We start from the raw sequence: 26,908 nt of genomic DNA on the forward strand, positions 1-26,908 counted from the left end.
CGCGGGGTGGTGTGGTTCGCATCGTCCTCCCACCGAACTTCTGGAAACGTTTTTAGTAGGGTAACGGCCAATCGACTGTCCGGGAGGAATCAGCATGGCTGAAGGGCTTGAATTTGTTGACACACACGTCCACTTCTGGGAGCGGCCCCATCCCAAGCTGGAATGGGCCTGGCTGGCCGATGACGCCATTCATCCCCAGCTAGGGGCGATTCGCCCGTTGAAGGACCTGACCAGCTACACAGTGGAGAATCTTCAAGCCGACGCCGCGGGACTGAATGTGACCAAGATCGTCCATGTCCAAGCGGCCATCGGCTCGGCCGATCCGGTGGACGAGACCGAGTGGCTTCAGGCCATGGCCGACGCAACCGGGTGGCCCACCGGCATAACCGGCGACGCCCGCCTTCAGCAATCCGATGTGGAGGGAACCCTCGAGCGCCACTGCGAGTTCGCCAACATGCGAGGCCTGCGCGACTTCGGTGAGGGCGACTATCTGGTGGACCCGGCCTTTCACCGGGGCTACGCCCTGCTGGAGAAGTACAACTTGGTCTACGACCTCGATGTGCTTTGGGAGGACATGGGCAAGGCCGCCGACTTGGCCCGCAAGTTCCCCAACATCATCTTGATCTGCGACCACGCCGGGTTCCCCCAGGAGCGCAACGACGAATACTTCGCCAACTGGCGCCAGGGCATGGCGAAACTGGCCGAGGCGGAGAACGCGGTGGTCAAGATCTCGGGCTTGGGCATGGGCGATCAGATGGCCGGAACCAACTGGACGGTGGACAGCATCCGCCCCTACGTGTACGGCTGCATCGAGGCCTTTGGGGTGGAGCGCTCGTTCTTCGGCAGCAACTGGCCGGTGGATCGGATGTACTCCACTTACGGGGAGTTGCTCGACGCCTATGTGGAGCTGGTGGCCGACTTCTCACCCGACGAGCAGGTGGCGCTGTTCTCAGCCAACGCCGAGCGCATCTATCGGATCTAGATAAACGCGGCCGGGCTACCGGGGATGATGGGGAGTTCTTCGGCGGCCGGGCTACCGGTCGTCGCGGTGGTGCTCCACGTAGTCCCAGTCCAACTCCAGACCCCAGCCCGGTCCCGAGGGGACGGTGTAGGTCCCGTTGGCGATGGGGGGCAGGTTGGCGATCAGGTCCCAGAACAGCGGGTCACGTGTGGGATGGAATACCTCAACAAACGTTCCGTGAGGGACTGAGGCCAGCATGTGCGCTGCGATTTGAGCCTCTTCGTGATGGCCCATCTCCACCCCATAGACCTGAGCCATTCCCGCGATCCGGCGCCACTCGGTAGGTCCGCCTCCCCAGGATGCGTCGTAGTTGCAGACATCGATGGCCCCGGCGCTCATCAACTCGCCCATGCCCTTGCGATTGAATTCGCTCTGTCCGGCGGCCACCGGCACTCCGGCCATGAATCGCACGTCGCGCATTCCCCTCACGTCGTTGTACCAGCGCACCGGCTCTTCGAACCATCGGATGTTCTCGGGGCCGACTAGGCGGACGAACTCCACGGCCTCAGCCACGGTGTAGCCCTGATTGGCATCAACGGTGAACACGAAGCCGTCGCCGGCGGCTGCTTGGGCCACTTTGAACCGGTGGGCATCCTCGGCCGGGGATAGTCCGCCGATCTTGAGCTTGCACCCGCCCAGGCCCATCTCCAGGTAGTCCTCCATCTCGGCGGCCAACTGGGCGTCGGTCTTGCCGTAGTAGCCCCCGATGGCCACGATGGGCAAGCTGGTGCGGTAGCCCCCCCACAGCTTGTACACGGGCAGGCCGGCTACCTTGCCGGCCAGGTCCCAAAGGGCGGAGTCGACCGCGCCCATCGCCATCACCACCAGCTTGCGGTTCCGGAGAATGTCGAAAGTGGGAGGCAGCATGGCTTCCCAGCACCGCTCCACCAGCAGCGGATCCTCCCCGATGATGAGCGGCTGGAGTTCGTCGATGATGATCCGGGCGATCTCGTGGTGGGTGTCGGGTTCGTCGCCGTTGTAGCACTCACCCATGGCGCCGTCATCGGTGTAGACGCGAGTGATCAAGGTTGCTCGCTCCGACATGGAGTACTTCGATCCCATGAAGGTCTCCGTGAGGGGGACCACGACGGGAATTACCTCAATGCGCTCGATCTTCACGATCTTGACTACCTCATCTAGTCCAGTCAGTCAGCGTATTGGCAACGTTTCCAGTAACACAAACCATGCCATTCCCGCTACTGTCGATACGGCGAAAACATGCTCTTGCGCTACCGAGCCTAAGAAGGGGGGTGGATATGGCCAATCCCGATGAGGCCGGCACCAACGAGGCAGCCGAAAAGCCGATCCCTGCCAAAGAAGTAACCATGAAGGAAGTGGCCGCCCATGCCGGTGTGGCCTTGTCGTCGGTTTCCCGAGTGCTGAACGACCATTCCGATGTGAGTGAGTCGATGCGAAAGCAGGTGCTCGACGCCATCGAAGCCGTGGGCTATGAGCCGAACCTCTTGGCGTCCAGCCTGAGAAGGGGCTCCACCATGACGGTGGGGTTCATCGCCAACGACATCTCCAATCCGCTCTTTGCCGAGATCGCCATGGGTGCCGAACGCCGCTTGAACGAGGCGGGCTATTCCATGGTGCTGACAAATTCGGAGGGGAGTCCGGAGCGGGATGAGGCCATGATCCGGCTGCTTCGGTGGCGGCGAATCGACGGGCTCATCCTCTCGGTGGCCGACGAAGAACGGGCGGGCACCTTGGCCGAACTGGCGAAGCTGTCCGAACCAGTGGTGTTGGTAGACCGTCAGGTACGCGGGGCGGCCGACGCTTCGGCCGTGTTGTCCGACCATGCCAATGGAATGCGGGCCGCCATCGACCATCTGCTGGATCTGGGACATCGCCGGGTGGCGTTGATCTCAGGACGACCGGGGCTGCGACCGGTTCGAGAGCGCGTGAATGGCTTCAAGGCCGCGTTCCGGGCCCGGGGTCTCGACCTTCCCGAAGACCTGTTGAAGTTCGACAGCTTCTCGGCAACCTTCGGCGAGCAGGCCACCCATGAACTGCTGGCGGCCGACGATCCGCCCACCGCCATCGTGGCCGGCGGGAATCTCCTGCTCACCGGGGTATTGCGGGCGCTGCAAGCGGCCGGGCGAACAGTGGGGGTCGACATCTCGCTGGTGTCTTGTGACGACGTTCCCCTCACAGAACTGCACTCGCCCCCTATCACGGTGATCGACCGGGACGCGGTGCAGATGGGAGAGGCGGCGGCGGAGCTGTTGCTCAAATTGCTGGCCGGCGGCGAAGGTCCCCTGGTTACCGAGATTCCCACATCCCTGATTCGGCGGGCCTCCACCCAGCCGGGGCCGGCGGGCTGACCTGAGTCTTTCGACCGGGGCGTACTTCAGTCGGAGACGATGACGGCGATGGGGTCGCCGATGTCCACCTCATCGTCCACGGCCACGAGGTGTTCCACGAGGGTTCCCGACACCGGGCTGGGGACATCAGAGTCCACTTTGTCAGTCTCAACCCGCACCAGGTCGTCGCCCGCGGTCACGGCGTCGCCCACCTCGGCCAGCCATTCGAGAACCACCACCAGCTCGGTGGTATCCCCCAACTTGGGGAGCTTGATGGTGTAGCGCACGGAATTGCTCCTCAGGGTGCCAGCACGTTGGCGAACATGGCCTCCACCGGGGCGGGAGCGCTGGCCAGCACGAGTTCCACCGCGGCGTCGATCCGGGCGTCGACCGCGGCTTGGACCTCCTCAATGCCGTCATTGCCCAAAACGCCCTCGTCAACCAGCTGGCGGCCGAAGTTGACGATGGGATCCTTCTCGTACCAGCGCTCGAACTCCCCTTCGGGGCGATAGGGGGCGGTGTCGGCCCGGGAGTGCCCCGCGTAGCGGTAAGTCTTGAGCTCAAGCAGCGTGGGTCCGGACCCGCCGCGGGCCTGGTCTAGGGCGCCGGACACGGCCTCGGCCACCTCGTCGGGATCTTGTCCGTCCACGATGGCGCTGGGGATGGCATAGGACTCGGCCCGACAGGCGATGTCGTCCACCGGTGTGGTCAGGTCGATGCGGCTGTACTCGCCGTACTGGTTGTTCTCGCACACGAAGACCACCGGGAGCTTCCAAATGGCAGCGAGGTTTAGAGCCTCGTGAAACGCGCCGATGTTGGTTGACCCGTCGCCGAAGACGGCGATCGCGGCATCGTCGGTTCCTCGCACCTGGGCGGTGAGCGCTGCCCCCGCGGCTACCGGGATTCCGGCGCCGACGATGGCGAATGTGGGCATCAGGCCGATCTCCGGGTCGCAAAGGTGCATGGAGCCGCCTATGCCGCCGATGGAACCCGCTTCTCGGCCCAGGATCTCTCCTAGGAGTTGCACCGGTGTCAGTCCGAGGGCCAAGGCCACGCCGTGTCCCCGGTAGGTGCAGGTCACCTGGTCGGTGGTCCGGGCGGCGGCCGCCACTCCCACGGCCACGGCCTCCTGGCCCAGGCACAGGTGGGTGGTTCCGTGGACCAGGCCCTCGTCGAACAGGTCTTGCACCTTGTTCTCCAGCGCCCGAATCTCCACCATCCGCTCGTAGCGGACCAGGCGGTCTTGTTGCAGTGCTTGTCGGCGTTCCAATGGTGTGCTCATGGCGTTATCTCCTCGCGTTGCCACCACGGGGGCGGCACCCGACCGGTGTCCAGCAATTCGGCGACCTGCTCGCCCACATAGGTCGAAGACGGCATGTACCGCTCCTCTAGCTCCTTGCCAAACGGCACGGGCACGTCGGGAGCGGTGATCCTCAGGGGCGGGGCCTTTAGCTCATCGAACAAGTCAGAGGCCACTGCGGCCACGATGTCGGCGCCCCAACCGCCCGAGAGCGGGTTCTCCTCCACGGTGACCAGCCGTCCAGTGCGAGCCACCGATTCGTACACCATGTTTTTGTCCCACGGTTGCAGTGATTGCAGGTCGATCACATCGGCCGACCATGATGCGGCGGCAGCCGCCTCGGTGGCGGCGCCCACGGTTGATCCCAGCGCCACCACGGTGGCGTCGTCCCCGGAAACCGCCTGACGGGCAGTCCCCAAGGCGATGATGCCTTCTTCTCCCACGGTGACCTCTTCGCGCTGGGCGTACAGCCGCCGAGGCTCGAGCACCACCACCGGGTTGTCGTCCCGGATGGCGGCCCGCATCAAGCCGTATGCGTTCGCTGGCCCGGAGGCCACGGCCAGCTTGAGACCGGGAGTGCCCACCACCCAGCTCTCCAGGGTCTGGGAGTGCTGGGTGCCGAAGCCCAGCCCCGCGCCTACAGAGGCCCGCACGGTTAGCGGCACCTTGACCAGCCCGCCCGACAGGTAGTGGAACTTGGCCCCCTCAGTGGAGAGCTGGTCGAGGGCCACCCCGAGGAACTCCACAAACATGATCTCCACCACCGGGCGCAATCCGGTGGCCGCGGCCCCTACCGCCGCGCCCAAGAAACCCATCTCGGAGATCGGCGTGTCTCGCACCCGCAGCGGGCCGAACTCCTCCAGCAGCCCGGCCGATGTCTTGAACGGCCCCTCGGCTACGGCGATGTCTTCTCCCAACACGATCACGTCGGGATCAGAGCGCATCTCATCGGCGATGGCCGCCGATATGGCCTGGTTCATTCTCATTCTGGGCATGGGTGCCTTTCGGTTGCGAACTTGCCTAGCCAATCCACAGACTGGGCCACGATCTCGTGCTCTGACCAGCCAGAGGCCATGTCGGCCACTTCTACGCAGGCCAGCCCGTCGAATCCGGCCGCTTCCATCAACTCCAGGGCGCCGGCAATGTCCAAGTCGCCGAGGCCGAGGGGCACGCCGGGCCAGTGGCCCCCGGGCTCGCCGGGCGTGGACGATCGGAGATCCAGATCTTTGACATGGATCATCTTGGTGTGGGGGGCCAGAGCAGCCGCGGCGGCCAATAGGTCCTCGCCGATGCGGACAACATTGGCGCTGTCGAGCACCACGCCCAGCCGGGGGCTGGCCACTTGCTCGACGAGGCTGCCGACGGAGGCAGTGGTGAGATCGCAGTGGGTTTCAACGGCCACGTCCAGATCGAGCTGTTCAGCTCGATCGGTGATTTCGGCTACCTGGGGGACCACTCGGCGGAGCACCTCGGTTTCGCTCTCCTGGCCGAAATGACGGGTTATGCCCACCACGATGCGGAGCAGCCTGCACCCGAGTCCGGCGGCACGATCCACCGCAGCGAGCGCGTCGGCGAACGCCTCGGGATCGAGGCCCATGGCCAGCCCGCTTGGATGGCCCCAGGCCAGCACCCGCTCGAAGCCATGCTGGTCGAGGCGCTGGCGAAGCGACTCCACCTCGGCGTCAGCGCCGCCGTCCAAGAAGCAAGTTTCCAGCGACACTCCGTCGACGCCTAGTTCGGAACAGGAGTTCAGGAAGTCATCGGTAGTCCAGCGCTGGTCGACAGGGGATTCGCCCTCTCTCAGCTCCCCGAAGTACCTGTGGAACGAGTAGCTGTCAACACCTATGCGCAAGCTGGTTTCCTCTATGCGCAAGCTGGTCTCAATCGCCGACCTGCACGACGCTGCCCGACTGGGCGCTGTGCTCGGCGGCGGCCACCACCTCCACCGTGCGGGCGCCCAACTCGGCGGGCGATAGGTTGGCCGCATCCCGACCCTGGGCCAGATCCACCAGCGTGTTGGGAGGCCCATCGCAGGTGTAGAGGCCGGCGTGGCGGGGCAGGTCTACCTTTAGGTCGAGGCCGTCGTTGCGGTACAGCCAAAGGAAATCCCGCTCCAAGTCGGCGATGAGCTGCCCCTCGGAGCCGTAGAGGCGCACTAGGAGCTGGTGGCGGGGCCACGGTTCGTCGGGATCGTCGATGGCGTTGGCGGGACCAGGGCAGCTTGCGCCGCTAATTGATCCGGTGGCCCCCGAGGCATATCGCACCGAGATGGCGTCGTGGAGGTCTACCCGCGCCCCCCGGTTGTTCATGAAAGCGAAGACCTCTCGGGCCCGATCACCGGTCAGCCACATGGCCAGGCCCATGGCGTGGGAGATCTGGGCCGGGGCGTATCCGCCACCCGATAAGGCGGGGTCGGTCCACGTGGCGGCCTCGGGCGCGAATCCCTCGGCCGATCCCTCATATCCGCCGCCGCCAGTGGAGGTGAGCAGCTCGCGGGTCCCCGACGCCATGGACACCATGACGTGCTCCACCTCGCCCACGCCTCCCTCTTCGTCCATGAGTCTCTTGGCCTCCATGCCCAGTGGCCCGTAGTTCCAACCGAAGGAGATCACCAGATTTCGGCCCAACTCCTCGGCGGTGCGGTGGAGGTCCCAAGCGTCGGCGGGCTCCACGGTGAAGGGCTTCTCACAGAGCACGTCTGCGCCTGCCTCCATGGCGGCCTTGGCGTGCTCGTGGTGGAGGCCGGAGGGGCTGGCCACCACCACGGCATCGAGTCCCTGGTCGAGGGCATCTCGATAGTTTTCGCTCAGGTGGGAGAAGCCGAACCGCTCGCCGATCGACTCCAATGCGTCGCGTCCCTTGCGCACGGCCGACACCAACTCCACGTCGTCCCGCGCCGCCAAGACGGGAATATGGTTGCTGATTGCCCAAGACCCCGCGCCGATGACACCGACACGGACCTTTTTCTCGTTGGACGTCATGTCGCCTCCTGAAAAGAGCCGGTAACGTTTCCAGCCTAGGAACCAAGCAGAGGAGCCTGCAAAGTGATGGCGGACATCTCGAGTCCGTAGCCTTGCTTGTGGAGTCGGCGTGATAGGGAAGTGTGCAAAGCGATGACGGACATCTCGAGTTCTGAGGTCGGGCATGGGGGTGTGGCCGGTCGGATCGCGGCGGTGACTGGTGCAGCCCAGGGAATCGGAAGGGCGGTGGCCGAAGCGCTGCTGGCCGGCGGTGCTCGGGTTGCCCTCCTCGATGTTCGAGCGCCCGAAGACCGGTCGGCGCTAGACCAAGCCGACAACACCATGTTCGCCGAATGTGACGTGACCAGCGAGCCCTCGGTGGATGCGGCCTTTTCCCAAGTGGAGGCGGCATGGGGACCGGTGGACATCCTGGTGAACAATGCCGGGATATTCGCCATCCAGCCTCTGGAGGAGACCGAGCTGGGTGATTGGGACCAGATGATGGCGGTAAACCTCACGGGTTGCTTTCTGTGCAGCAAGCGGGTGCTGCCCAAGATGCGGGAGCGGGGGTGGGGCCGGGTCATCTCCATCGGGTCGAGCGCGGGCAAGACCGGCGGGTCCAAGAACACCGCGGCCTACGGCGCGTCCAAAGCCGGGGTGATGGCCCTGGCCAAGGCCATCGCCACCGAGTACGCCCCGTTTGGGATCACCTCCAATGCACTGGCCCCTGCCCTCATCAACACCGACATGGTGACCGGGATCGCCGATCTGGCCGACCGCATCCCGGTTGGGCGGCTGGGTCGTCCGACCGACGTGGCCCAAGCAGCGCTGTTCCTGGCCGGCGAGCAAGCTGAGTTCATCACCGGCGAGGTGATGGATGTGAACGGGGGCTTCCTCATCGACTGAGGGGCGATGGGCCCAGAGGGAGAGGAGACCTCCCCCGCGGTTGCCGCTGGAATCGTTTCGCAGCCACCGGGTAACTTGCCGGCTATGGAGCGTGCCTGTTTTACCTTCGAGATCTACCCGGACATGGCTGATGAGTACAAGAAGCGCCATGACGAGATCTGGCCGGAGCTTGTCGAGCTCATCCAGACCGCCGGTTTGAAGAACTACACCCTGTTTCGACGGGGCACGCAGGTGATCGCCTACGTGGAGTGCCATCCCGATGTCGAGACCGCGTTCGCCAAGGTGGGCGAGTCGGAGGTCAACGCCCGCTGGTCGAAGTGGTTCGAGGAAGTGATCGTGAGCTTGGCCGACGACGAGGGCAACCTGTACTGGGCCGATGAGGTGTGGCACCAGGATTGACCTCCTGAAGATCGACCTCGGGGCGAGCCGCTCACCAGGTTACTGAGATCAACTCCACGCTGGTCTCCACCAGGATTCGCTCGCTTTGGGGCGCGATCTGCTCGACCAGCCCGTAGGAGTGGTGGGCGTAGTCGCATTCATACCCGCCGTCGGGGTATTCCGCCGCCGGGGGCATGTAGGTGAGCACGCCGTTGGTGTAGGCCGAGAACAGGGTAGTGGCGGCTGCCGAGCGCTGTTTCACCTCGATAGACAGCTCCGAGAACGCCTCTCCGGGCATGGTGGCGATCACCGTGTCACCGATCTTCAGGGCTTGGAGGAAGGCCGGGACGCTGGGGGCGACCTCGCCCTGGCGCAGTTGGTCGATGGCGTCCTCAGCCCAGTTGAGGTGGTACTCGATGGGGTTGAGGGCTGCCTGGTCGGCGCCTGCTTGGCGAGCGTCTTCGAGTTCCCGCTGATAGCCATCGCGCTCGGCTTCCAGGTCGGCCAGCGACGGCAGCGGTTTGAGCGGTAGCTCCACCACGCGTCCCACTGCGGCCAGCTCCTGATCGGGTTGGGGCTCGATGGCCACCCGCCGGTGCAGGGTTATCGGGGTGACTGAGCCGTAGTCGATCCGCTCCAGCCGCCGTTCGATCGGGTCTATCTGCTCCAGCACGTGCAGGACCTCCACCCCCAGCTTGCGTCCGAAGGCCTGTTCGGGCCCGGGATAGTCGAAAAAACCCTCCAACGGGAGCAGATTGCCGCATCCCCCTTGCAAGAACAGGCAGGTGGCATCTGTCACTTGCTCCACCAGATCTCTCATTGGACCCGGAAAGTCGGGGTTCACCCCCGGATCCTCGGGGCCGACCACCACCGGATGGCAGGCATAGTTCACCACCACGGCCAAGGTCGTGCCGTCCAATCGGTCGATTCGCAGCACTCCCACGTCGCGGTCAACGGGCTTGTCGGGATTCCACCCGAGGATCACCCGGCCCTCGGCGTTCTTCTCCCGCCGGTTCACGGCCAGGTCCACCGTGCCGACCCCGCCGGCGGCCCGCACCGGCTCCATGCGGCCCGCGGCCTGAGTTGCCGCGGCGGCGAGCTGTTGGGGGAATGAGTCGATGAACTCGCGTTCGTTGGCCGAGCGCTCTCGCTGGCGTCCGCCGATCTTCACGCCGTGGGCATGGGTGGTGGGTCCGCCGTGGGTGTGGCTGACGCTGATCATCACATGGTCGGCCGAGGTGCCGAGTGCGTCGGCGATCTCGGCTCGCAGCCGGTCGGCGTGGGCGGGCAGCAGGAACGGCACGTCGGCGGCGATGACCACTGCGGTGGTGGAACCTGAGCTCAGGGCCAGCGCAGTGGCGGTCAGGGGCGCCCTTATGTGCCGGGCCGGCTCCGCTCGACGGGAATAGCCGACCACATCGATGGGGACCGACGGGGTGATGTCCACTCGGGCGATGCCGGCGGTGAGCATGGAGGCATTGTGCCAGAATCGTTTCCAGTGTGCAGGGCCGCTCGGCAAGGAAGGGATTGCAGTGAGGATTGGTCAGCTCTCGGTGTACTTCGGGCTCTTCGACGAGGCCATGCCGGCCGGGTTCCGCGAGACCCGCCGCCAATATGCCACGGCGGTGGGGGAGTTGCTGGCCGCCTACGGCGAGGTGGTGGATCCCGGACTGGTGGACAGCATGGACCAAGCGGTGCACGCGGCCGAGGTGTTCGCCCGCGAGGAGGTGGACATGGTGGTGTTCGCCCCCACCATGGCCGCGCCTCCGGCCTGGGCCGAGCAAGCTTTGAGCGGCGCGGACGTGCCGGTGGTGGTTCTGGGCGCCCAAGAGAGCGGGGTGGTGCCCGACGACTACGACACCGAGATGGCAACTGCTCGCAGCCTCCCGGTGGGCTTGGTGATGTTCACCAACGTGCTGGTGCGCAACGGGTGCCCCTTTGCCTCTGTGGTGGGGGAGTTGGGCACACCGGAGATGTCGGCCACGCTGGATCAGGCGATGCGGGCCGCGGCGGCGGTGACCGCCATACGGCGGCGGCCGATCGCGCTGGTGGGCCAGCCCATGGACGGCTACAGCGACGTGCTGGCCACCGATGGCGATCTGGCTCGGCTGGGCGTGCGGGTGGAGGCCATCACCGCCCCGGAGCTGTCGGAGGCGTACGCCGCGGTTACCGAGGCCCATGTGCGGCGGGAGATCGAGGAAGTGCAAGAGGTGGCCGATGCCGAGGCGGTTTCCGGTGAGGTGTTGGAGCGGTCATGCCGGTTGAGCGTTGCCCTCGAAGGCCTGTGCGACGCCCGCGGGCTGGGTGGCGGGGCGGTGAACTGCCACGGCCCGACCCTGCGGTGGAATCCGGGAGTGGGGATAACCGCCTGTTTGGGGGTGAGCCGGATGAGCGAGAGAGGCAGCCCGTTTGCCTGTACTGGGGATATTCCGACCGCCATCGCGCTCATGCTGGGCAAGGCGGTGGCAAACTCGGCCCTGTATTGCGAGCTCTATCAGCTCGACCTGCCCGGCAACTGGATCTTGGTGGCCAACGGAGGAGAGGGCGACTACTCGGGTCGGGCGCCGGGATCGACCATTCGGCTATTGCCCGAAGACCACTACCGCGGCGACAACGGCCCCGGCGTGGCGGTGGCCTTCGAAATGCCCGTTGGTCCGGCCACGCTGGTGAGCCTGACCCCGGCATCGGGGGCGGCGGGCGGCTGGATCCTGGTGGTGGCCGAGGGCGAGGTCATCGGTTCACGGCATCACCACATGGAGGGTCCCAACGCCATGTTCCGGTTCTCGTCGGCGCCGGTAGCTGAGGCGTACCAACGCTGGTGTCAGGCCGGTGCCACCCACCATGCCGCGCTTCTTCCCGGCGCTCGGCGCGGCGACCTCGGCGCGGTGGCCGATTTGCTGGGGATTCAACTAGCCGCGGTGTGAGGGGTTCGACGGCTAAGACGTGAGAGGCGCGGCCTCAAACCACCACGCACTTCACCCCGGCGAATTTGGCCACCGAGGCCACCGACTGGGCCAAGTGCCCTGGGGCTATGGCGCTGTGGTGGTTGACCCCGGCACTGGCCCAGCGGGTCCAAGCCGCGGTCACCGGGCTGGTGGTGAAGCGAAAGACCCCTCCTGCGGTGGGATTTCTGGGCAGCTCACGGCCGGTGATCTCCCCTTCGGCCACCACAAAGCCGAACCCGGATGGGTGATCGGGCTGGTGGGCGAATCCCACCAGCGAAGCCGGACCCGCGGGCAGCTCGAAATGCGCCCGGAAGCTCGTGCGGGGGTCGTGGGCGAACCACGGATTGGGCCCGAAGCCGGGGGCTTGCCCTTCGGCAGTCCAACCCAAGTCGTGCTCGCCGGAGTTGGCAATGGCCACCTCCCCGGTCTCGAAGTCGATGGCCTCCACCTCGTGGTAGAGGGCGGCACCAGAAAGCCCCTTGGCCACCAGCATGGCCACCGCGGTGAGCACGTCTCCCGTGCAGCTCCAGGGAATGCCCCGAGTGGTTTCACAGCCCAAGCCGAAGCACGGGGTCAGCCCCGGGTCGTCGCCGAAGCGGATCTCGGGAACGTGACAGTTGATGGCCCCCGCGGCGATGGCATTGTCCCGGTCGAGCGTTTCCATGGCCACGGCCAGTCGCAGCGTTCGGGTCAGGTCCTCCTGGGGCGGGCTGGCCCCCACCGCGAAATGCCGGTCCACTTCTTGTCGTCGAACGGCGATCTCATCGTCGCCCACGGCCTGGTAGCGATCCTTCACCTCCTGAGGGCTGATGTGTACCACCTGCATGCCCAGAGCCCGGTGGAGATCGTCGTCGCCGGCGTCCACGCACACGTATCCGTCCATGGGTCGGCCCACTCGGGCCAACCGGGCCCCCTGTAGCCGATGGGCCACGGCGGCGGCCCGGAGCCGGTCGGCCACCGTCTCGCCGGCCACTGGGTCGCTCGTCGATGACACCACCAGTTCGAAGGGCCGACTCATCCGGTGAAGCAGGTTGGTGAGCATGGGCGTGCCCACGGTGGCGCCCAGTGAGGTGATGTGGGAGGCGTCGAAGTCCGAAGAGATGGTGGTGGAGTCTTGTATGGCCCAGATCACCACCGGCTGGGGGAGGTGCTCCAGCATCGCCTGGACATAGGACGGGGGCACCGCCATCGTCTGAACCACCAGCACGGCGTCGGGGCTGACACTGGCGGCCTCAACCCCCATGCTCGTGCCCTGGTCGGCGTGGTCGACAAGTCCCTGCCACACCACCTCCGCTCCCCATTCACCCAGGCGGTCGGCCACGGCGCTAAGCAGGCGCTCGCGCCCGGTGCGAAGCTCCGGCCCCACCGTGGGTTCCCAGAAATCCCAGTACGGGACCACCACGGCAACCTGGGGAACAACCAGCCGGCGATGGCCCGGTTCGTAGGGGCTGGGTATACTCATCGCTGGAAACGTTACCAAGCGGGAAGGGCAGCCGGATGGCCGAGACCAGGATCGAATTCTCTGAAGTGGTGGGACGACGGGTTCGCCTCGGATCGTGGGAAGACCAGAAGATCTCGACCTATCGGAAGATCGCCGAGAGCGTCGAGGCCGGAGACTGGGACAGCGCCGCCGATTTGGCCGACTACTTCACCGACGAGGCCAACGTGTGCTTCAGCCTCTATCGCCAGTGGATCAACGATCTGCGGGGGTTTCTGCGCGACGGCGGGGCATCGGCCGAGGAGGTCGAGGCCATCGACGCCGACGTGCAGTCCAAGCTCACCTGTCCCGACGGACGCCAGTGGAACCCCCACCGTCATTGGGACCAGTATCGCTCCGAGCAGCGCCAGCTATTGGCCAGCATCTATCGGGAACAGGTCGAGGAGGCACTGGAGAACCTGGCCGCCATGAAGGAGACGTGGCGGCAGACCCACGACCGCGATGTCGACCACACCTACGGCCTCATGCATGCCATTCAGGAGCGCCATGGGGCCCAGGGCATCGCCGACATGTACCAGCGAGTGCTGGTTCCGTTGTTCTCGTGGCGCTACAACAAGTTCGACATCGACCAGCACCCGTGGGACGAGGGGCTGGAAACGCTGATGCTGGTGGCATGCGAGGCCATGCGGGGCCACCTCGTCGGCCCCGAGCGAACCGGCGATTTCGATCTGATCGAGACCGACGACCGCTTCATACTGCGGTTCGACCCCTGCGGATCGGGGCAGCGCACCGTGCGGGGCGACTGGATCGAGGACACACCGGCCCGGATGGATCCCCCCTACAACTGGGACGTGGCCAAAGAAGAGGCCTCGTGGAACCACTTCACCAAAGGGGTCTGCCTCTACTGCGCCCACTGCATCGTTTTGATGGAGGAGCTTCCCATCGACCGCTTCGGCTATCCGGTCCGGGTGATCGACCCTCCGGTATATCCCGACACCGACCGCGACCCCGACGCCCGCCAGAAGTGCCAGTGGCAGATGTTCAAGGATCCCACCCAGGTGCCCGAGGAGTATTACATACGGGTCGGTCGGACAAAGCCCGACCGGTTCGGCTCCAGCAACTTCGACGCCCCCGAGCTGCCCGACGCCGGAGCGCTCGGGATGCCCGGCACCGGCTGATCGGAGCCCCACATGCAAGCTGCTGAACTGCGGGGCTACGGGCAAGCGTTGGAGTTTGTCGAGCGACAACCGCTCACTCCCGGCCCCGACCAGGTGGTGGTGCAGGTCAAGGCCTGCGGAGTTTGTGGCAGCGATGTCTTCCTCCGCAAAGGCGGCTTCGACTCGGTGCTGCCCATAGTGCCCGGTCACGAGGCTGCCGGGGTGGTGGACCGCATCGGTCCCGGTGTGAGCGGCGTGCAAGAGGGCGACCCGGTGGCCATCTACTACATCGAGCATTGCGGGGAGTGCTCGATGTGCTCCATCGGGCGGGTGAACATGTGCCTTTCGGTACGGCGCATGGGGGTGGAGTACGACGGTGCCTTCGCCAGCGAAGTGCTGGTCCCAGCCCGCAATCTCATCCCGGTGGAACCCGATGACGATTTGGCCGCGGTGGCGGTGCTCACCGACGCGGTGGCCACGCCGTACCACGCCCTCGTCCGGGTTGGAGATGTCCAGCCCGGAATGACCGTGGTGGTCTTCGGCATCGGCGGGATCGGGTCGAACGCCGTCCAAGTGGCTGCTCATCTGGGCTGCGACGTGATCGCAGTTAGCCGCTCGCCGGCCAAACTGGAATTGGCCGAGCAGTTAGGCGCTCGGATACTCATTTCTGCGGCCGACGGCGCCGGTGATGTGGTGGAAGCCGTGCGCGCCGCCGCGGGGCCGGGCGGCCCGCCCATCGTGGTCCAGACCGTGGGGTCGGCCGAGGTGGACGCCCAGGCGGTTGCCGCAGTGGGGATAGGGGGCCAAGTGCTTCTCATAGGCTCAAGCGTGTCTCCGTTCTCGATTCGGGCGGTGGACCTGATCTGGAAAGAGGCTTCGGTGCATGGTTCTCGGGGATTTGTTCCCGATGACATCCGCGAGGTGTTGGCCCTGAACCGTTCGGGTGTGCTGAAAGTCGACCATCTGTTGGGCCGCCAACGCCCGCTCTCGGAGGCCAACGAGGCGCTTGACGACCTCGAAGCCGGAAGAGTGCTGCGTTCGGTGCTGATTCCCTAGCGGTCTGAGCAGTACTGGGGCAGGGCGCAACACGCGAGTTGCGCTGTCAATCGGCCCCCACTAGTTTTTCGACTAGAAACGTTTCCAGTCACGGCGAAAGCCCGACGATGAGGGGAGATACGATGAGGAAGAGCCTCAAGATGGTGATCGCCGTTTTGGCGGTATTCACGCTGGTTGCCACCGCATGTGGCAACGATGACGACGGCGGCGACGGCACGGTTGGCTACATCTCCCTGGGAGATTCAGTCCCGTTCGTCAAGCTGGTCTCGGATTCGATTCAAAGGGAAGCTGACGCCGCCGGTCTAGATCTGGTGTTCTGCGACTCAGAAATCGACGCGGCCAAGGCTCTGTCGTGCGCTCAGCTTCTCGGCCAGCGCGATGTGGATGTGGTGTTGAACTTCCAGGTCTTCCAGGAGTCCAGCCCCGAGATCTGTGCGGCCTACGGGGATGTGCCCACCATTGCCATCGACATTGTGCAGCCGCCCTGTGAAGTGGCCTTCATGGGGGCCAACAACGCCGGTGCCGGGGAGATGGCCGGTGCCGCGATAGGGAAGTACTTCAAGGACAACTTCAATTGCGAGTACGACGGCTACATCTCCCTTGAGTCCACCGCAGCGGGTGCGGCCAACACCGACCGCATGGGCGGCTATCGCACAGGATTCACCCAGCACTGCGACATCGTGAACGAGCGAGTCCTCGACGGCGCCGACCGCACTGATACCGCCCTCGAGCAGGTGACCGACCTGCTACCGGCTCTGCCCGGCAATCGGATTGCCGTTGTGGCCATCAACGAGGACGGGATCATCGGCGCATTGGCCGCGGCTCGCACCCTCGGGCGCGACGGCGACCTCTACTACTCCGGACAGGGCACCGATCCGAGCATCTGGTGCGAGGTTCGCGACAATCCGAACTACGTCGCTTCCACGGCGTACTTCCCCGAGCGGTATGGAGAGATTCTGATTCCCGCTGCTCAGAAGCTCCTGGCCGGGGAGTCCGTTGACGAACTCCTGTTCACCGAGCATCAGATCATCAACTCGGAGAACATCGAGGACATCTACGAGGTCACCGACTGCGGCTGATCCCTGACGAATCTCATTGTCAGTGGCAAGCTGCATTGAGATGAGGGCCTGCTGATGAGCGCCGCCGATACCGCGGTGTCAACGGTGCCTGTGATCGCCACGGCGGGGATCAGGAAGTCGTTCGGCGGAGTCGAGGTGCTCAAGGGCGTGGACCTCGAGGCTCGTTCCGGCTCTGTTCTCGCCTTGCTCGGTGAGAACGGCGCCGGGAAATCCACCCTGGTCAAGATCATGGCGGGCGACTACCGGCCCTCTGCGGGATCGGTGGTGATCGACGGTGAGGCTCATCACGTCCTCACCCCCATCGAGTCGAGAGCCGCGGGCATCGCCATGATCGCCCAGGAGTTCAACGATGCCCCCACCTTGACGGTGGCTGAGAACATCGCTTTGGGCCGGCTGCCCCAGAAGCGGGGAATGGTCCTCTGGCGGGAGATGAATCAGTTGGCCCAGGAGGTTCTCGAATCTCTTGAAGCAGAAATCGACCCCAAGGCGAACGTGTCATCACTGGCGGTGGGAGAGCGGCAGATCGTCGAGATCGCCCGGGCGCTCTCCAGCGAAGCCCGGGTGCTTATTCTCGACGAGCCCACCGCAGCGCTGTCCCAGCACGAGGCGGATGTTCTGTTCGAGCGGGTCCGACGCCTGCGCGATCAGGGCAAGGCGATCATCTACATAACCCACCGGCTCGACGAGGTGTTCGAGCTGTCTGATCGCGTCCAGGTGTTGAGGGATGGGGATGTCGCCCTCGTCGCCGACACCGACGCCGTTGACCGCGGCCAATTGGTGGCGGCCATGGTGGGGCGGTACGACATCGTCACGGGCCGACCGGAAGATGCCGTCGGGGTTCGGGGCGAAGTGGCCCTTCGATGGCGGGGGGCGTCGTCGCACGGCCGATTCAGCGATGTCAACATCGAAGTACGCCGCGGCGAGGTCGTGGCCTTGTACGGCAAGCTCGGATCGGGGGCGTTGGAAGTCGGGCGCAGCGCCTTTGGACTTGAGCCGATCCATTCGGGCGAGATCGAGGTGTCCGGTGAGCGGGTTGAGCTTTCGAATCCCGTTGATGCCGTTGATCGGGGTATCGGCTTTTTGAGTGAGGACCGAAAGGTTGGGGGGGCATTCGCGTCACGTCCGGTCGGGGAGAATGTCGCGGTGGCTTCTTGGTCCCAACTCGCCACCCGCGGGCTTCTGACCTCCGACACCGAGCAGAAGGCGTTCGACCGCTGGTACGACCGCTTATCGATTCGCAGCAAGGGTCGAGCCACCCAGCCGATGGAAGAGCTTTCGGGAGGGAATCAGCAGAAGGTGCTGGTGGCCCGCTGGCTCGAACGGGGGGCGGAGGCGCTGGTGCTGCTCGAGCCCACCCGAGGTGTCGACGTGGGGGCCCGTGCCGACCTGTACAAGGTCTTGCGCGAGTTGGCCGCCGAGGGTGCCGCCATCCTGATCGTCACGTCAGACCATGAGGAAGTAGTTGCGGTGGCCGATCGTGCCTATGTTGCCGCCAGAGGCAGAATCACCGCAGAAGTACCGGGAGATGAGATCACCATGAGCCTTTTGCTCACCCAGGCGGGAGGATGAGATGAACGAGACTGCCGAGACCACCCAAGTCTCTGCGCCGACCGAGGACAGTTCGACGGGCCCCGAGCCCAGCGGGCTGGGCTGGTTGGGCCGGACCATTGCCTCTCTCCCGGAGACGGCGGCGCTGCTTTTCGTGCTGGTGGGGTTGATCCTCTACTTCTCGCTGGCTTCTGAGTACTTCTTCGACTTCGACAACTTCGTCAACATTGCTCAGAACTCTGCGGTAATCGGCATCATCGCCATGCCGGCCACGGTGCTTCTCATCGGCGGCCAGGTGGACCTCTCAGTTGGATCAGTGGCTGGGCTCATGGGAATGACCATGGCCGTGGCCACCACAGCCACTGATGCCGAAACCACGCCGTACGGGCTGGGAGTGAGCATTGGGGTCGCGCTCCTGATCACTATTGCCCTAGGATTTTTGATCGGCGCATTCAACGGATTCGCGGTGACCAAGATCGGATTGAACTCGATCATCGTGACGCTGGGCGGTCTGGCCATGTTCCGCGGGCTGACCAAAGTTCTCGGTGACGGGCAGACCATCCGGATAAACGGCTTCGGCGATCTGGGGGTGAGCCGCCCGTTCTTGGACATTCCCACGCCGGTGTGGATCTTCATCGGGGTGTCAATCGCTTGCCACCTCCTGCTCAAGTACACCGTGTATGGGCGCTCGGTGTACGCCGTCGGCGCCAACCCCCATGCCGCCCGGCTCGCCGGCATCCGGACCGGGCGAGTGCTGTTCATCGCGTTTGTGCTGACCACGGTGGCCACGGCCTTGGCTGGGCTGATCCGGGTGTCGCAGGTGGGCAGCGCAGCCACCAACGGCGGCGCCGGTTTTGAGCTTACAGTGGTCACCGCGATCATCCTCGGCGGCGCCAGCCTTTCGGGTGGCCGGGGTTCAATCGCCGGCACCTTTCTCGCCCTGCTCGTGCTCAATGTGCTGGAGAATGGGCTTATCCAAACCGATGTACCCACGTTCTGGATCGAGTTCAGCGAAGGTGCCCTTCTGATCATCGCTGTGTCGTTCGACCGCTTGCGGGTCCGATTGGGCAACGCCGAATAGCCGGCAACCCACGGTTCCAGTCGGAGAAATCATCGGGCCTACGCTCAGCAGGTGATCGAGCTTCAGCCGGCCACGCTTCTGCTGCAACTCGCTGTGGGCGGGCTGGCGTTCACCTGGCTCACTACCCGACGGCGGGAGGCCGGGCTGGGCTACGGCTGGCTCATGCGCAGCACCTTTGGGCTGGTTGCCGCGGGCGGTGCCTGGCTGGGCCTCGCCACCGACCCGGTGCCGGTGCGGGACTGGGCCGCAGTGGCGACCGCCGCGGCCGCTGGCCTGGCTTTGGCAGTGTCGATTGCACGGCGGCGGGCTGGCGTGAGCGGGCAGCGGGAGCGGGTGGAGCGGCGCAGCGCGGAGATCGCCGAGATGACCGGCATCGACCGGGAGGAGCAGCGGTTCGACCGCGCCCAGCCGGAGTTCCCCCCCGTGCTGGATCTGATCGCGCCGGCAGTGGGTCTGATCGGAGTGGTGGCCGGAGGATTGGACGCGGGCGACCCGGCCGCGCTGGCCGTGGCCCGCACTGTGATCGGGGCGTTCTTCCTCGGTGCGGTCACCGATGCCATGCTCTTGGGCCACTGGTATCTGGTGCAGCCCGGTTTGGCTCGGGGCCCGCTGCTGGAGCTGGTGCGTTGGACCGGGCTGCTTTGGCTGCCCGAGCTGGTGGTAATGCTGTGGCCCACTGGCATGGGATCGGTGCTCAGCGGAACCATCGACGATGGTTACAACGGGCTACTGGGCTGGTTCTGGGTGGCGTGCGTGGTGACAACGGCGGGACTGGTGATCTTGGCCCGCGCCGCGTTGCGGGAGCGGTTCTACTCGGCGGTGATGGCGGCAACAGGGCTGTTGTATCTGGGGATTCTGACCGGATTTGGGATGGATTTAGTGGCTCGGGTGCTATTGGACACGAGCTGATCAGTCGGAGGGCTCTGCTTTGGTGATGGCCACGGTGTGGACATCGAGGGTGGTTGCCTGCACGGTGATGGTGTAGCCGCGAATGGTGACACTTTGCCCTTGAGCGAGGAGGGGGTGGGCGTCGACTTGCCCGTCACCGGAGTCACCGGCCACCTTGAGCGGCAGGTGCCCGGAAACGAGTCTTGCGTCCACGGTGTACACCAGCACTCCTTCGGCAACCAACGCGGGGAACGTCGTGGAGATGCCCGTGGAAGTGCGGTGGTCCGTTCCAGTGTCATAGCCGGTTCTGCGTCTGCTTTCGATCACGATCACCTCGGTGTCCGACAGCGGTATTGCGGCCATTGCTGTTCCGTCCCCCGGATCGGTGGCAACCGGCCTCAGATCGACTATGGCCTCAGGCTCGGTCACACAGCGGATCTGCGAATCCGAGAGCCAGCCGAGCTGCCAGCGACTCCACGCCAACATTTCTCGGGCCGTGAAGAAGTAGTGGGGATCGGATTGGCGGCGGCCGCTGGGAAAACGCCATGTGATGGTCAGGCGTGAGTCGTGATTGTCAGCCAGGAAGAAGCCTCTCAGGCCCATGAGGCCGAACGAGAGATGCACCCACGCCTTGCCTGCTGGGCTGTCAGGCAGCGTGTGGCTGTCGTTGTAGGAGTAGTAGTCCAACAGGCCGAGGTTGTGGGCAAGCTCATGGGCCGCCGAAGAGCCCCACTCCACGGGTTCCCGGGGCCTGTCGTTGGCAACGGCGATGTTGATCCTCGACGTGGGCGAGACCACTCCTTCCTCCGTGTAGACCATTCCTCCGGCATCAGCAGCGGCAAAGTGCGAACTGGGCATGACAACCATCACGACGTCGATTCCAGTGAAATCGAACTCGGGATCGGCCAGCCGGACAGCCGCCGAATCAGTATTCCTGAGCAGCTCATACCCAAGGAAGGAGTCCTCTAGGTAGTTGGTGTAGCTGTCCTCAGCTCGCAGCCATCTGTGCAATGGGACGAACTCGATATTCAGTCGTCCGTAGCTGGCCGACTTCAGGTATTCAGCGGCATAAGGCAAACCCAGTTCGGCCTCTTCATAGGTTGAATTGGTAGCAGCGGCGTCGGGGAAGTCCAAGAACAGCACCGCTACTCGTATGGTTCCAGTAGCTGACGGGGCCCACGATGGCAATGGGAATCCCGCCGTTGTTCCCCACGGCACACCGTAGGGTAGGCACATTGTCGGTTCGGCTAGGACTGCCTTTTGCGCGTCGCTTGGAAAGGGCACGACCGGAGTGAGGCTCCAGCAGGCAACGGTGGCGTCGGTTCGCAGCCCGCACGTATGGCCATGTCCCGCAGCGACCGCGCTGAACTGGCCCTCAGGAGGGTCAAGCAGCCTGCCGCTGTTGCCCCAGCAGGCAACGGTGGCGTCGGTTCGCAGCCCGCACGTATGGCGGCTGCCTGCTGAAACCGAGCTGAACTGCATGAGAGGCACGCTCGTTTGGCCGTGGCGGTTGTCGCCCCAGCAAGTTGTGGCGGTGCTCGTGCCCACTCCGCAAAAGTGTGAAGAGCCGGCGGTGATGGCGGTGAAGTGCCCGTCGGGCGGGTTGGCCTGTCCGCTGTCGTTGTTGCCCCAGCAGGCAATGGTGGCGTCGTCGCGCAGCCCGCACGAATGCCAATTGCTGGCGGCGATGGTGGTGAATTGACCGCTGGGCGGGTTGGCCTGTCCGCTGTCGTTGTTGCCCCAGCAGGCAATGGTGGCGTCGTCGCGCAATCCGCAGGAATGGAAGTAGCCGGCGGTGATGGCGGTGAAGTGCCCGTCGGGCGGGTTGGCCTGTCCGTAGTTGTTGTTGCCCCAGCAGGCAATGGTGGCGTCGTCGCGCAATCCGCAGGAATGGAAGTAGCCGGCGGTGATGGCGGTGAAGTGCCCGTCGGGCGGGTTGGCCTGTCCGTAGTTGTTGTTGCCCCAGCAGGCAATGGTGGCGTCGTCGCGCAATCCGCAGGAATTCTTACCGCGGGCGGCGATGGCGGTGAATTGTTCGTTCGGTGGATTCGTTGGGTCGTTGTTGTTGCCCCAGCAGATGATGGTCTGGTCGGCTCTGAGCCCGCAGGATTGGTCGCTGCGGGCGGCGATGGCGGTGAATTGTCCAACGGGCGCGCTGACCTGTCCGCTGTCGTTGTCACCCCAGCAGGTGATGGTGCCGCCTACTCGCAGCCCGCAAGAATGCTGGCGGCCAACGGCAATTGCGGTGAAGAGTCTTGCTGGCGAATTGTTGCCGTCTTTCACATCAAATCCCCAGCAAATGACTCTGGCGTCGGCACGTAGTCCGCAGGCATTCCAGACGCCTGCGGCGACGGCGGTGAAGTGCCCGTCGGGCGCATCGGCTTGGCCTTGTTGGTTGTTGCCCCAGCAGGTGATCCCGGCATCGGTGCGCAGTGCACACACGAATGCACTGCCAGCGGCCACGGCGGTGAATTGTCCGTCGGGCGCACGGGTTAGACCACTGCTGTTGTTGCCCCAGCAGGCGATGGTGGCGCTGGTTCGCAGCCCACAGGTTTGCCAGGGACCGGCGCTTATGGCGGTGAATTGTCCTGTGGGCGCGCTGGCTTGTTGAAAACTGTTGTCGCCCCAGCAGGTGATGGTTTGGTCGGCTCTGATCGCGCACGCATGCAGTTCCCCGGCGGCGAGGGCCGTGAATTGTCCGTTCGGCGCGCTGGCTTGTCCCTTATCGTCGTCGCCCCAGCAGGCGATGGTGCGGTCGGTGCGGATTGCGCACGCATGCTGCACTCCAACGGCGACTGCGGTGTAGGGGCCTGATGGCGTCTGATCGGAAGGGCCGGTCGCGGCCGGCTTCCCGTCGGTGCAGCCGCCGGGGACGATTTGGGTGTCGATGTCGAATCGGCAGCGGTAGGTGTTGAGGAGTGATTCCTGTTGGGCGATGAGGTTGTCGCGCACCGCGAGCTCGCCTTGGGTCGGGATGCCTTCGAACGGGTCGGGTTCGGCGGGGTCTTGGCCGGTTTTTCCGTCGGTGCAGCCGCCGGGGACGATTTGGGTGTCGATGTCGAATCGGCAGCGGTAGGTGTTGAGGAGTGATTCCTGTTGGGCGATGAGGTTGTCGCGCACCACGATGTCGGCCTGGGTGGCAGCCTGTCGGGCCGCCGCGGGACTCGACACGGCGGCCACCGCGGAAAACAGAAGAGCCGCCGGGACAAGAATAAGCCCGAGCCGAAGCTTCACAGGCAGTTACAGTACCCGCCCTCTCCTGCGCCGCCGCGAACTCAGCGGGCGACGAAGTACTTGGCTTGGGGGTGGTGGCAGATGAGGGCGGAGGTGGTTTGCTCGGGCTGGTATTGGTAGCTGGTTTCCTCGCCCACTTGGATGCCGATGCGCTCGGCGTCGAGGAGTTGGGCCACGGTGAGGTTGTCCTCCAAGTCGGGGCAGGCGGGGTAGCCCCAGGAGTAGCGACCGCCCCGGTACTGCTGGCGGAACAGCCCGATGAGGGTGGGGCCGTCCTCTTCAACGAAGCCCCACTCGGTGCGGATGCGGTGGTGCCAGTGCTCGGCGAGGGCTTCGGCCATCTCCACGCCTAGGCCGTGTAGAAGCAGGTAGTCCTGGTAGCGGTTGTCGGCGAACAGCTTGGCGGCGGCTTTCGACACCTCGGCCCCCATGGTCACGATGTGGAAGGCGGCGTAGTCCACTTCATCGCCGTCGGCGGGCCGGAAGAAGTCGGCGATGCACAGGTGCGGGTCTTTGGGCTGGCGGGGGTATCGGAAGCGGCACGCTTCGGCGGCTCGGTCCGGGCTGTCCCACACCACCAAGTCGTCCCCGCTCCCGTTCACCGGGAAGTAGCCGTACACCACCTGGGGCGCCAGCAGGCCTTGGGCCATCGCCGAGTTGAGCTGCTCCCTCATCGTGGGGCGGATGCGCTCCTTGAAGGTTGCGTCGTCCTCGCCGTCCATCGGGCGGAACTGCCATTGGTTGCGGAACAGGGCGGTCTCGTTCACGTACTCGGCGATGTCGGCCACCGGGATGCCCTTGACCACCCGCGAGCCCAAGAACGGGGGCTCGAACACGGGGTTGTCGGTGGCCACCGACGGTGCCCTCTCCGGGAGGTCGTCGGCGGCCCCTGGGGCGTCGCGGCGGGGGCGGCGGGGCAGGTCGCGGCCTCCGGGACGGCGACCGAACTCGGGGTCGTCAACCCCAGTGCGGCGCAGCTCGCCCAGTCGGTCCATCACTGCTAAGCCCTCGAAGGCATCCTTGCCGTAGAACACCCGGCCCCGGTAGGTCTCCCGCATGTCCCGCTCCACGTAGGTGCGGGTGAGCGCGGCGCCCCCCAGCAGAACCGGGAGGTGGTGGAGGTTCCGGGTGTTCAGCTCCTCCAGGTTGTCGCGCATGATCAGGGTGCTTTTCACCAGCAGCCCGCTCATGCCTATGGCGTGGGCGTCCACCTCTTGGACCCGGTCGATCATTTCGCCGATCGACACCTTGATGCCCAGGTTGTGAACGTCGTATCCGTTGTTGGTCAAGATGATGTCCACCAGGTTCTTGCCGATGTCGTGGACGTCGCCCTTTACGGTGGCCAGCACGATCCGGCCCTTGCCCCCGGTGTCGTCGGCCTTTTCCATGTGCGGCTCCAGATACGACACCGCGGTCTTCATGGTCTCGGCCGACTGGAGCACGAACGGCAGCTGCATCTCGCCGGAGGCGAACAGCTCGCCCACCACCTTCATCCCCGCCAGCAGCGTGTTGTTCACGATGTCCAGCGCCGGGGTGGTGGCCAGCGCCTCGTCCAGGTCGTCCTCCAGCCCGTCGCGTTCGCCGTCGATGATGCGCCGTTCCAGGCGCTGCTCCACCGGCCACCCGGAGCGGTCCTCTTTCACGGCCGCCGTGGTGGTCACGTTTTCGAATGCGGCTAGGAGCTCGGTCAGCGGGTCGTAGTCGCCTCGGCCCTCTGAGGCGAGGCCGTCCGGTCCCCGGCGGTCGTAGATCAAATCCAGGCACACATCCCGGTGGTGGGGGTCCACCCGGTTGAGCGGGATGATCCGCCCGGCGTGGACGATGGCCGAGTCGAGCCCGGCGTCGAGGCACTCGTGCAGGAACATGGAGTTGAGCACGTGGCGGGCGGCGGGCTTCAGCCCGAACGACACGTTGGACACTCCCAGCGTGGTGTAGGCGCCGGGCAATTCGGCCTTGATGCGCCGGATGGCCTCAATGGTGGCCAGGCCGTCTTTGCGCAGGTCGTCGTCACCGGTGGACAGCGGGAACGTCAACGTGTCGAAGATCAGATCAGACGGCGCCAGCCCGTAGCGCTCCACCGCAATCCGGTACAGGCGGTGGGCCACCCGCATCTTCCATTCCAGGTCCCTGGCCTGGCCCTCTTCGTCGATGAGCAAGCACACCACCGCGGCGCCGTACTCCCGGGCCAGCTTCAGCACCCGGTCGAGGCGGGAGCCCTCGGCCTCGCCGTCTTCCAGGTTGGCCGAGTTGAGCACCGCCCGCCCGCCGATCCACTCCAAACCGGCCTGCATCACGTCGGGCTCGGTGGAGTCGAGCACCAGGGGGGCGGCCACGCCGGTGGCGAACCGCCGGGCCAGCTCGTCCATGTCGGCGGTGCCGTCGCGTCCCACGTAGTCCACGCACAGGTCCAGCAGGTGGGCGCCCTCGCCCACCTGGTCGCGGGCGATCTGGAGGCAGCCGTCCCAGTCGGCCTCCAGCATGGCGTCGCGGAACTTGCGGGAGCCGTTGGCGTTGGTGCGCTCGCCCACGATCAAAAACGAAGTGTCCTGGGCGAAGGGCACCGGGCTGTAGATGGAAGTGGCCGACGGGGGCAGCTCTCCGAGCCGGGGTCCAGGGGCAAGGTGGGCGCAGCGGTCGATAACCGCTTGGAGGTGCTCAGGGGTGGTGCCGCAGCACCCGCCGATCACGCTCACCCCCAGGTCGGTCACATAGCGGGCCAGGTAATCGGCCAGCTCGTCGGGGCCGACGTCGTAGTGCATCCGGCCGTCCACCACCTGGGGGAGCCCGGCGTTGGGGATGCAGGCCACCGGCACCGGGCACTGCTCCGACAGCACCCGCAGGTGCTCGCCCATTTCGGCGGGGCCGGTGGCGCAGTTCAGCCCAAACACGGCGGGGTCGAGCGGGGCCAGCGCGGCCAGGGCGGCGCCCATCTCGGTGCCGGGCAGCATCCGGCCGGTCATCTCGATGGTGACCTGCACTTGCAGAGGCACCTCTCGGCCCACGGCGGCCATGGCCCGGCGGCACCCGTTGATGGCCGCCTTGGCGCCCAGCAAGTCGTACTGGGTCTCGATCATGAACAGGTCCGCCCCGCCGTCCAGCAGCCCCCGGGCCTGCACCTCGAAGGCGTCGCGCAGCTCGGCGTAGCGGATCTGGCCCAGCGAGGCCAGCTTGGTGCCCGGCCCCACCGACCCGGCCACCCACCGGGGCCGACCGTCGGCGGTGTGGCCGTGGGCGGCCTCTTTGGCGATGCGGGCGGCGGCCAGGTTGATCTCGTAGGCCTGATCGGCGATGCCGTACTCGGCCAGGGGCACCGCGAATGCCCCGAAGGTGGCGGTTTCCACTGCGTCCACCCCGATGCCCAGATACAGGTCGTGCATCTCGGCGATGAGCTTGGGCCGGGTGAGGCACAAGAGCTCGTTGCAGCCCTCAAGGTCGGGGCCGCCGAAGTCGTCGGCGCTCAGCGGCTGCTCTTGGACGTAGGTGCCGAATGCCCCGTCATAGATGAGGACGCGCTCGCGGGCCGCGTCCTCATAGGAACCCATGACAGCCGAGGCTACTGGGCATAGGGCTGAGGATTGGTGCCGGATAACATCGCTGGGGCTTGAAGCAAC

At 65.5% G+C, this 26,908-nt stretch carries 21 protein-coding genes; 11 read left to right on the top strand and 10 right to left on the bottom strand.

The window, feature by feature from the left end:
• Positions 1-94: 94 nt before the first annotated feature.
• Entirely contained in the window at positions 95-982 is an 888-nt protein-coding gene (locus tag ACOQPI_RS09330) for an amidohydrolase family protein (RefSeq protein ID WP_420619378.1), read from the top strand.
• Between the two features lie 51 nt (positions 983-1,033).
• Here the strand turns inward: ACOQPI_RS09330 and ACOQPI_RS09335 are convergent, their stop codons facing one another.
• The gene (locus ACOQPI_RS09335) at positions 1,034-2,140 is read right to left on the bottom strand and encodes a mandelate racemase/muconate lactonizing enzyme family protein (RefSeq protein ID WP_420619379.1); all 1,107 of its coding nucleotides are present in this window, start codon (positions 2,138-2,140) and stop codon (positions 1,034-1,036) included.
• Between the two features lie 137 nt (positions 2,141-2,277).
• Between ACOQPI_RS09335 and ACOQPI_RS09340 the strand changes: the two genes are divergently transcribed.
• Positions 2,278-3,348 (top strand): LacI family DNA-binding transcriptional regulator, encoded by a 1,071-nt coding sequence (locus ACOQPI_RS09340; protein ID WP_420619380.1) that lies wholly within the window; start codon positions 2,278-2,280, stop codon positions 3,346-3,348.
• 26 nt (positions 3,349-3,374) lie between these two features.
• Here ACOQPI_RS09340 and ACOQPI_RS09345 read toward each other — a convergent pair whose 3' ends face one another.
• Genes ACOQPI_RS09345 through ACOQPI_RS09365 form a run of 5 tightly spaced genes read right to left on the bottom strand, consistent with a single transcriptional unit; the run spans position 3,375 to position 7,608 of the window.
• Complete coding sequence (locus ACOQPI_RS09345; RefSeq protein WP_420619381.1) at positions 3,375-3,614, bottom strand: biotin/lipoyl-containing protein; 240 nt, start codon at positions 3,612-3,614, stop codon at positions 3,375-3,377.
• A gap of 11 nt (positions 3,615-3,625) precedes the next feature.
• Positions 3,626-4,609, bottom strand: a complete 984-nt coding sequence (locus tag ACOQPI_RS09350) for a thiamine pyrophosphate-dependent dehydrogenase E1 component subunit alpha (protein ID WP_420619382.1) — start codon at positions 4,607-4,609, stop codon at positions 3,626-3,628.
• Positions 4,606-5,613 (bottom strand): alpha-ketoacid dehydrogenase subunit beta, encoded by a 1,008-nt coding sequence (locus ACOQPI_RS09355; RefSeq protein ID WP_420619383.1) that lies wholly within the window; start codon positions 5,611-5,613, stop codon positions 4,606-4,608. The genes ACOQPI_RS09350 and ACOQPI_RS09355 overlap by 4 nt, the downstream gene beginning before the upstream one ends.
• Entirely contained in the window at positions 5,610-6,479 is an 870-nt protein-coding gene (locus tag ACOQPI_RS09360; RefSeq protein ID WP_420619384.1) for a sugar phosphate isomerase/epimerase family protein, read from the bottom strand. Before ACOQPI_RS09360 ends, ACOQPI_RS09355 begins: the two co-directional genes overlap by 4 nt.
• A gap of 28 nt (positions 6,480-6,507) precedes the next feature.
• Positions 6,508-7,608 carry a Gfo/Idh/MocA family protein gene (locus tag ACOQPI_RS09365; RefSeq protein WP_420619385.1) on the bottom strand — a complete coding sequence of 367 codons (1,101 nt, stop codon included), beginning with the start codon at positions 7,606-7,608 and terminating at the stop codon, positions 6,508-6,510.
• A 132-nt stretch (positions 7,609-7,740) separates the two neighbouring features.
• Between ACOQPI_RS09365 and ACOQPI_RS09370 the strand changes: the two genes are divergently transcribed.
• Both ACOQPI_RS09370 and ACOQPI_RS09375 read left to right on the top strand, forming a co-directional pair.
• Positions 7,741-8,493, top strand: coding sequence for an SDR family NAD(P)-dependent oxidoreductase (locus tag ACOQPI_RS09370; RefSeq protein WP_420619386.1), 753 nt, complete (start codon positions 7,741-7,743; stop codon positions 8,491-8,493).
• An 84-nt stretch (positions 8,494-8,577) separates the two neighbouring features.
• Positions 8,578-8,892, top strand: coding sequence for an L-rhamnose mutarotase (locus ACOQPI_RS09375; RefSeq protein ID WP_420619387.1), 315 nt, complete (start codon positions 8,578-8,580; stop codon positions 8,890-8,892).
• Between the two features lie 31 nt (positions 8,893-8,923).
• Here ACOQPI_RS09375 and ACOQPI_RS09380 read toward each other — a convergent pair whose 3' ends face one another.
• Entirely contained in the window at positions 8,924-10,342 is a 1,419-nt protein-coding gene (locus ACOQPI_RS09380; RefSeq protein ID WP_420619388.1) for a hypothetical protein, read from the bottom strand.
• A gap of 61 nt (positions 10,343-10,403) precedes the next feature.
• Here ACOQPI_RS09380 and ACOQPI_RS09385 point away from each other — a divergent pair, with 61 nt between their 5' ends.
• Positions 10,404-11,795, top strand: coding sequence for a hypothetical protein (locus tag ACOQPI_RS09385; protein ID WP_420619389.1), 1,392 nt, complete (start codon positions 10,404-10,406; stop codon positions 11,793-11,795).
• Between the two features lie 34 nt (positions 11,796-11,829).
• Here ACOQPI_RS09385 and ACOQPI_RS09390 read toward each other — a convergent pair whose 3' ends face one another.
• Positions 11,830-13,278 (bottom strand): hypothetical protein, encoded by a 1,449-nt coding sequence (locus tag ACOQPI_RS09390; protein ID WP_420619390.1) that lies wholly within the window; start codon positions 13,276-13,278, stop codon positions 11,830-11,832.
• 35 nt (positions 13,279-13,313) lie between these two features.
• On the opposite strand from ACOQPI_RS09390, the gene ACOQPI_RS09395 reads away from it, so the two are divergent.
• The 6 genes from ACOQPI_RS09395 to ACOQPI_RS09420 all read left to right on the top strand — a co-directional run bounded on the left by ACOQPI_RS09395 (position 13,314) and on the right by ACOQPI_RS09420 (position 20,084).
• The gene (locus ACOQPI_RS09395; RefSeq protein ID WP_420619391.1) at positions 13,314-14,432 is read left to right on the top strand and encodes a hypothetical protein; all 1,119 of its coding nucleotides are present in this window, start codon (positions 13,314-13,316) and stop codon (positions 14,430-14,432) included.
• A gap of 12 nt (positions 14,433-14,444) precedes the next feature.
• Positions 14,445-15,467 (top strand): alcohol dehydrogenase catalytic domain-containing protein, encoded by a 1,023-nt coding sequence (locus tag ACOQPI_RS09400; protein ID WP_420619392.1) that lies wholly within the window; start codon positions 14,445-14,447, stop codon positions 15,465-15,467.
• Between the two features lie 122 nt (positions 15,468-15,589).
• Positions 15,590-16,546, top strand: coding sequence for a sugar ABC transporter substrate-binding protein (locus ACOQPI_RS09405; RefSeq protein ID WP_420619393.1), 957 nt, complete (start codon positions 15,590-15,592; stop codon positions 16,544-16,546).
• A 54-nt stretch (positions 16,547-16,600) separates the two neighbouring features.
• On the top strand, positions 16,601-18,115 hold the full coding sequence (locus tag ACOQPI_RS09410) for a sugar ABC transporter ATP-binding protein (protein WP_420619394.1): 1,515 nt from the start codon (positions 16,601-16,603) through the stop codon (positions 18,113-18,115).
• A 1-nt stretch (position 18,116) separates the two neighbouring features.
• Positions 18,117-19,175, top strand: a complete 1,059-nt coding sequence (locus ACOQPI_RS09415; RefSeq protein WP_420619395.1) for an ABC transporter permease — start codon at positions 18,117-18,119, stop codon at positions 19,173-19,175.
• A 51-nt stretch (positions 19,176-19,226) separates the two neighbouring features.
• The gene (locus ACOQPI_RS09420) at positions 19,227-20,084 is read left to right on the top strand and encodes a hypothetical protein (RefSeq protein ID WP_420619396.1); all 858 of its coding nucleotides are present in this window, start codon (positions 19,227-19,229) and stop codon (positions 20,082-20,084) included.
• On the opposite strand, the gene ACOQPI_RS09425 is transcribed toward ACOQPI_RS09420, so the two are convergent.
• Positions 20,085-23,297, bottom strand: coding sequence for a hypothetical protein (locus tag ACOQPI_RS09425; protein ID WP_420619397.1), 3,213 nt, complete (start codon positions 23,295-23,297; stop codon positions 20,085-20,087).
• A 41-nt stretch (positions 23,298-23,338) separates the two neighbouring features.
• Positions 23,339-26,839 carry a methionine synthase gene (metH, locus tag ACOQPI_RS09430; RefSeq protein WP_420619398.1) on the bottom strand — a complete coding sequence of 1,167 codons (3,501 nt, stop codon included), beginning with the start codon at positions 26,837-26,839 and terminating at the stop codon, positions 23,339-23,341.
• Between the last annotated feature and the right edge of the window lie 69 nt (positions 26,840-26,908).

Origin of the sequence: Candidatus Poriferisocius sp., assembly GCF_965219815.1 — a bacterium.
GTDB lineage: Bacteria > Actinomycetota > Acidimicrobiia > Acidimicrobiales > Bin134 > Poriferisocius.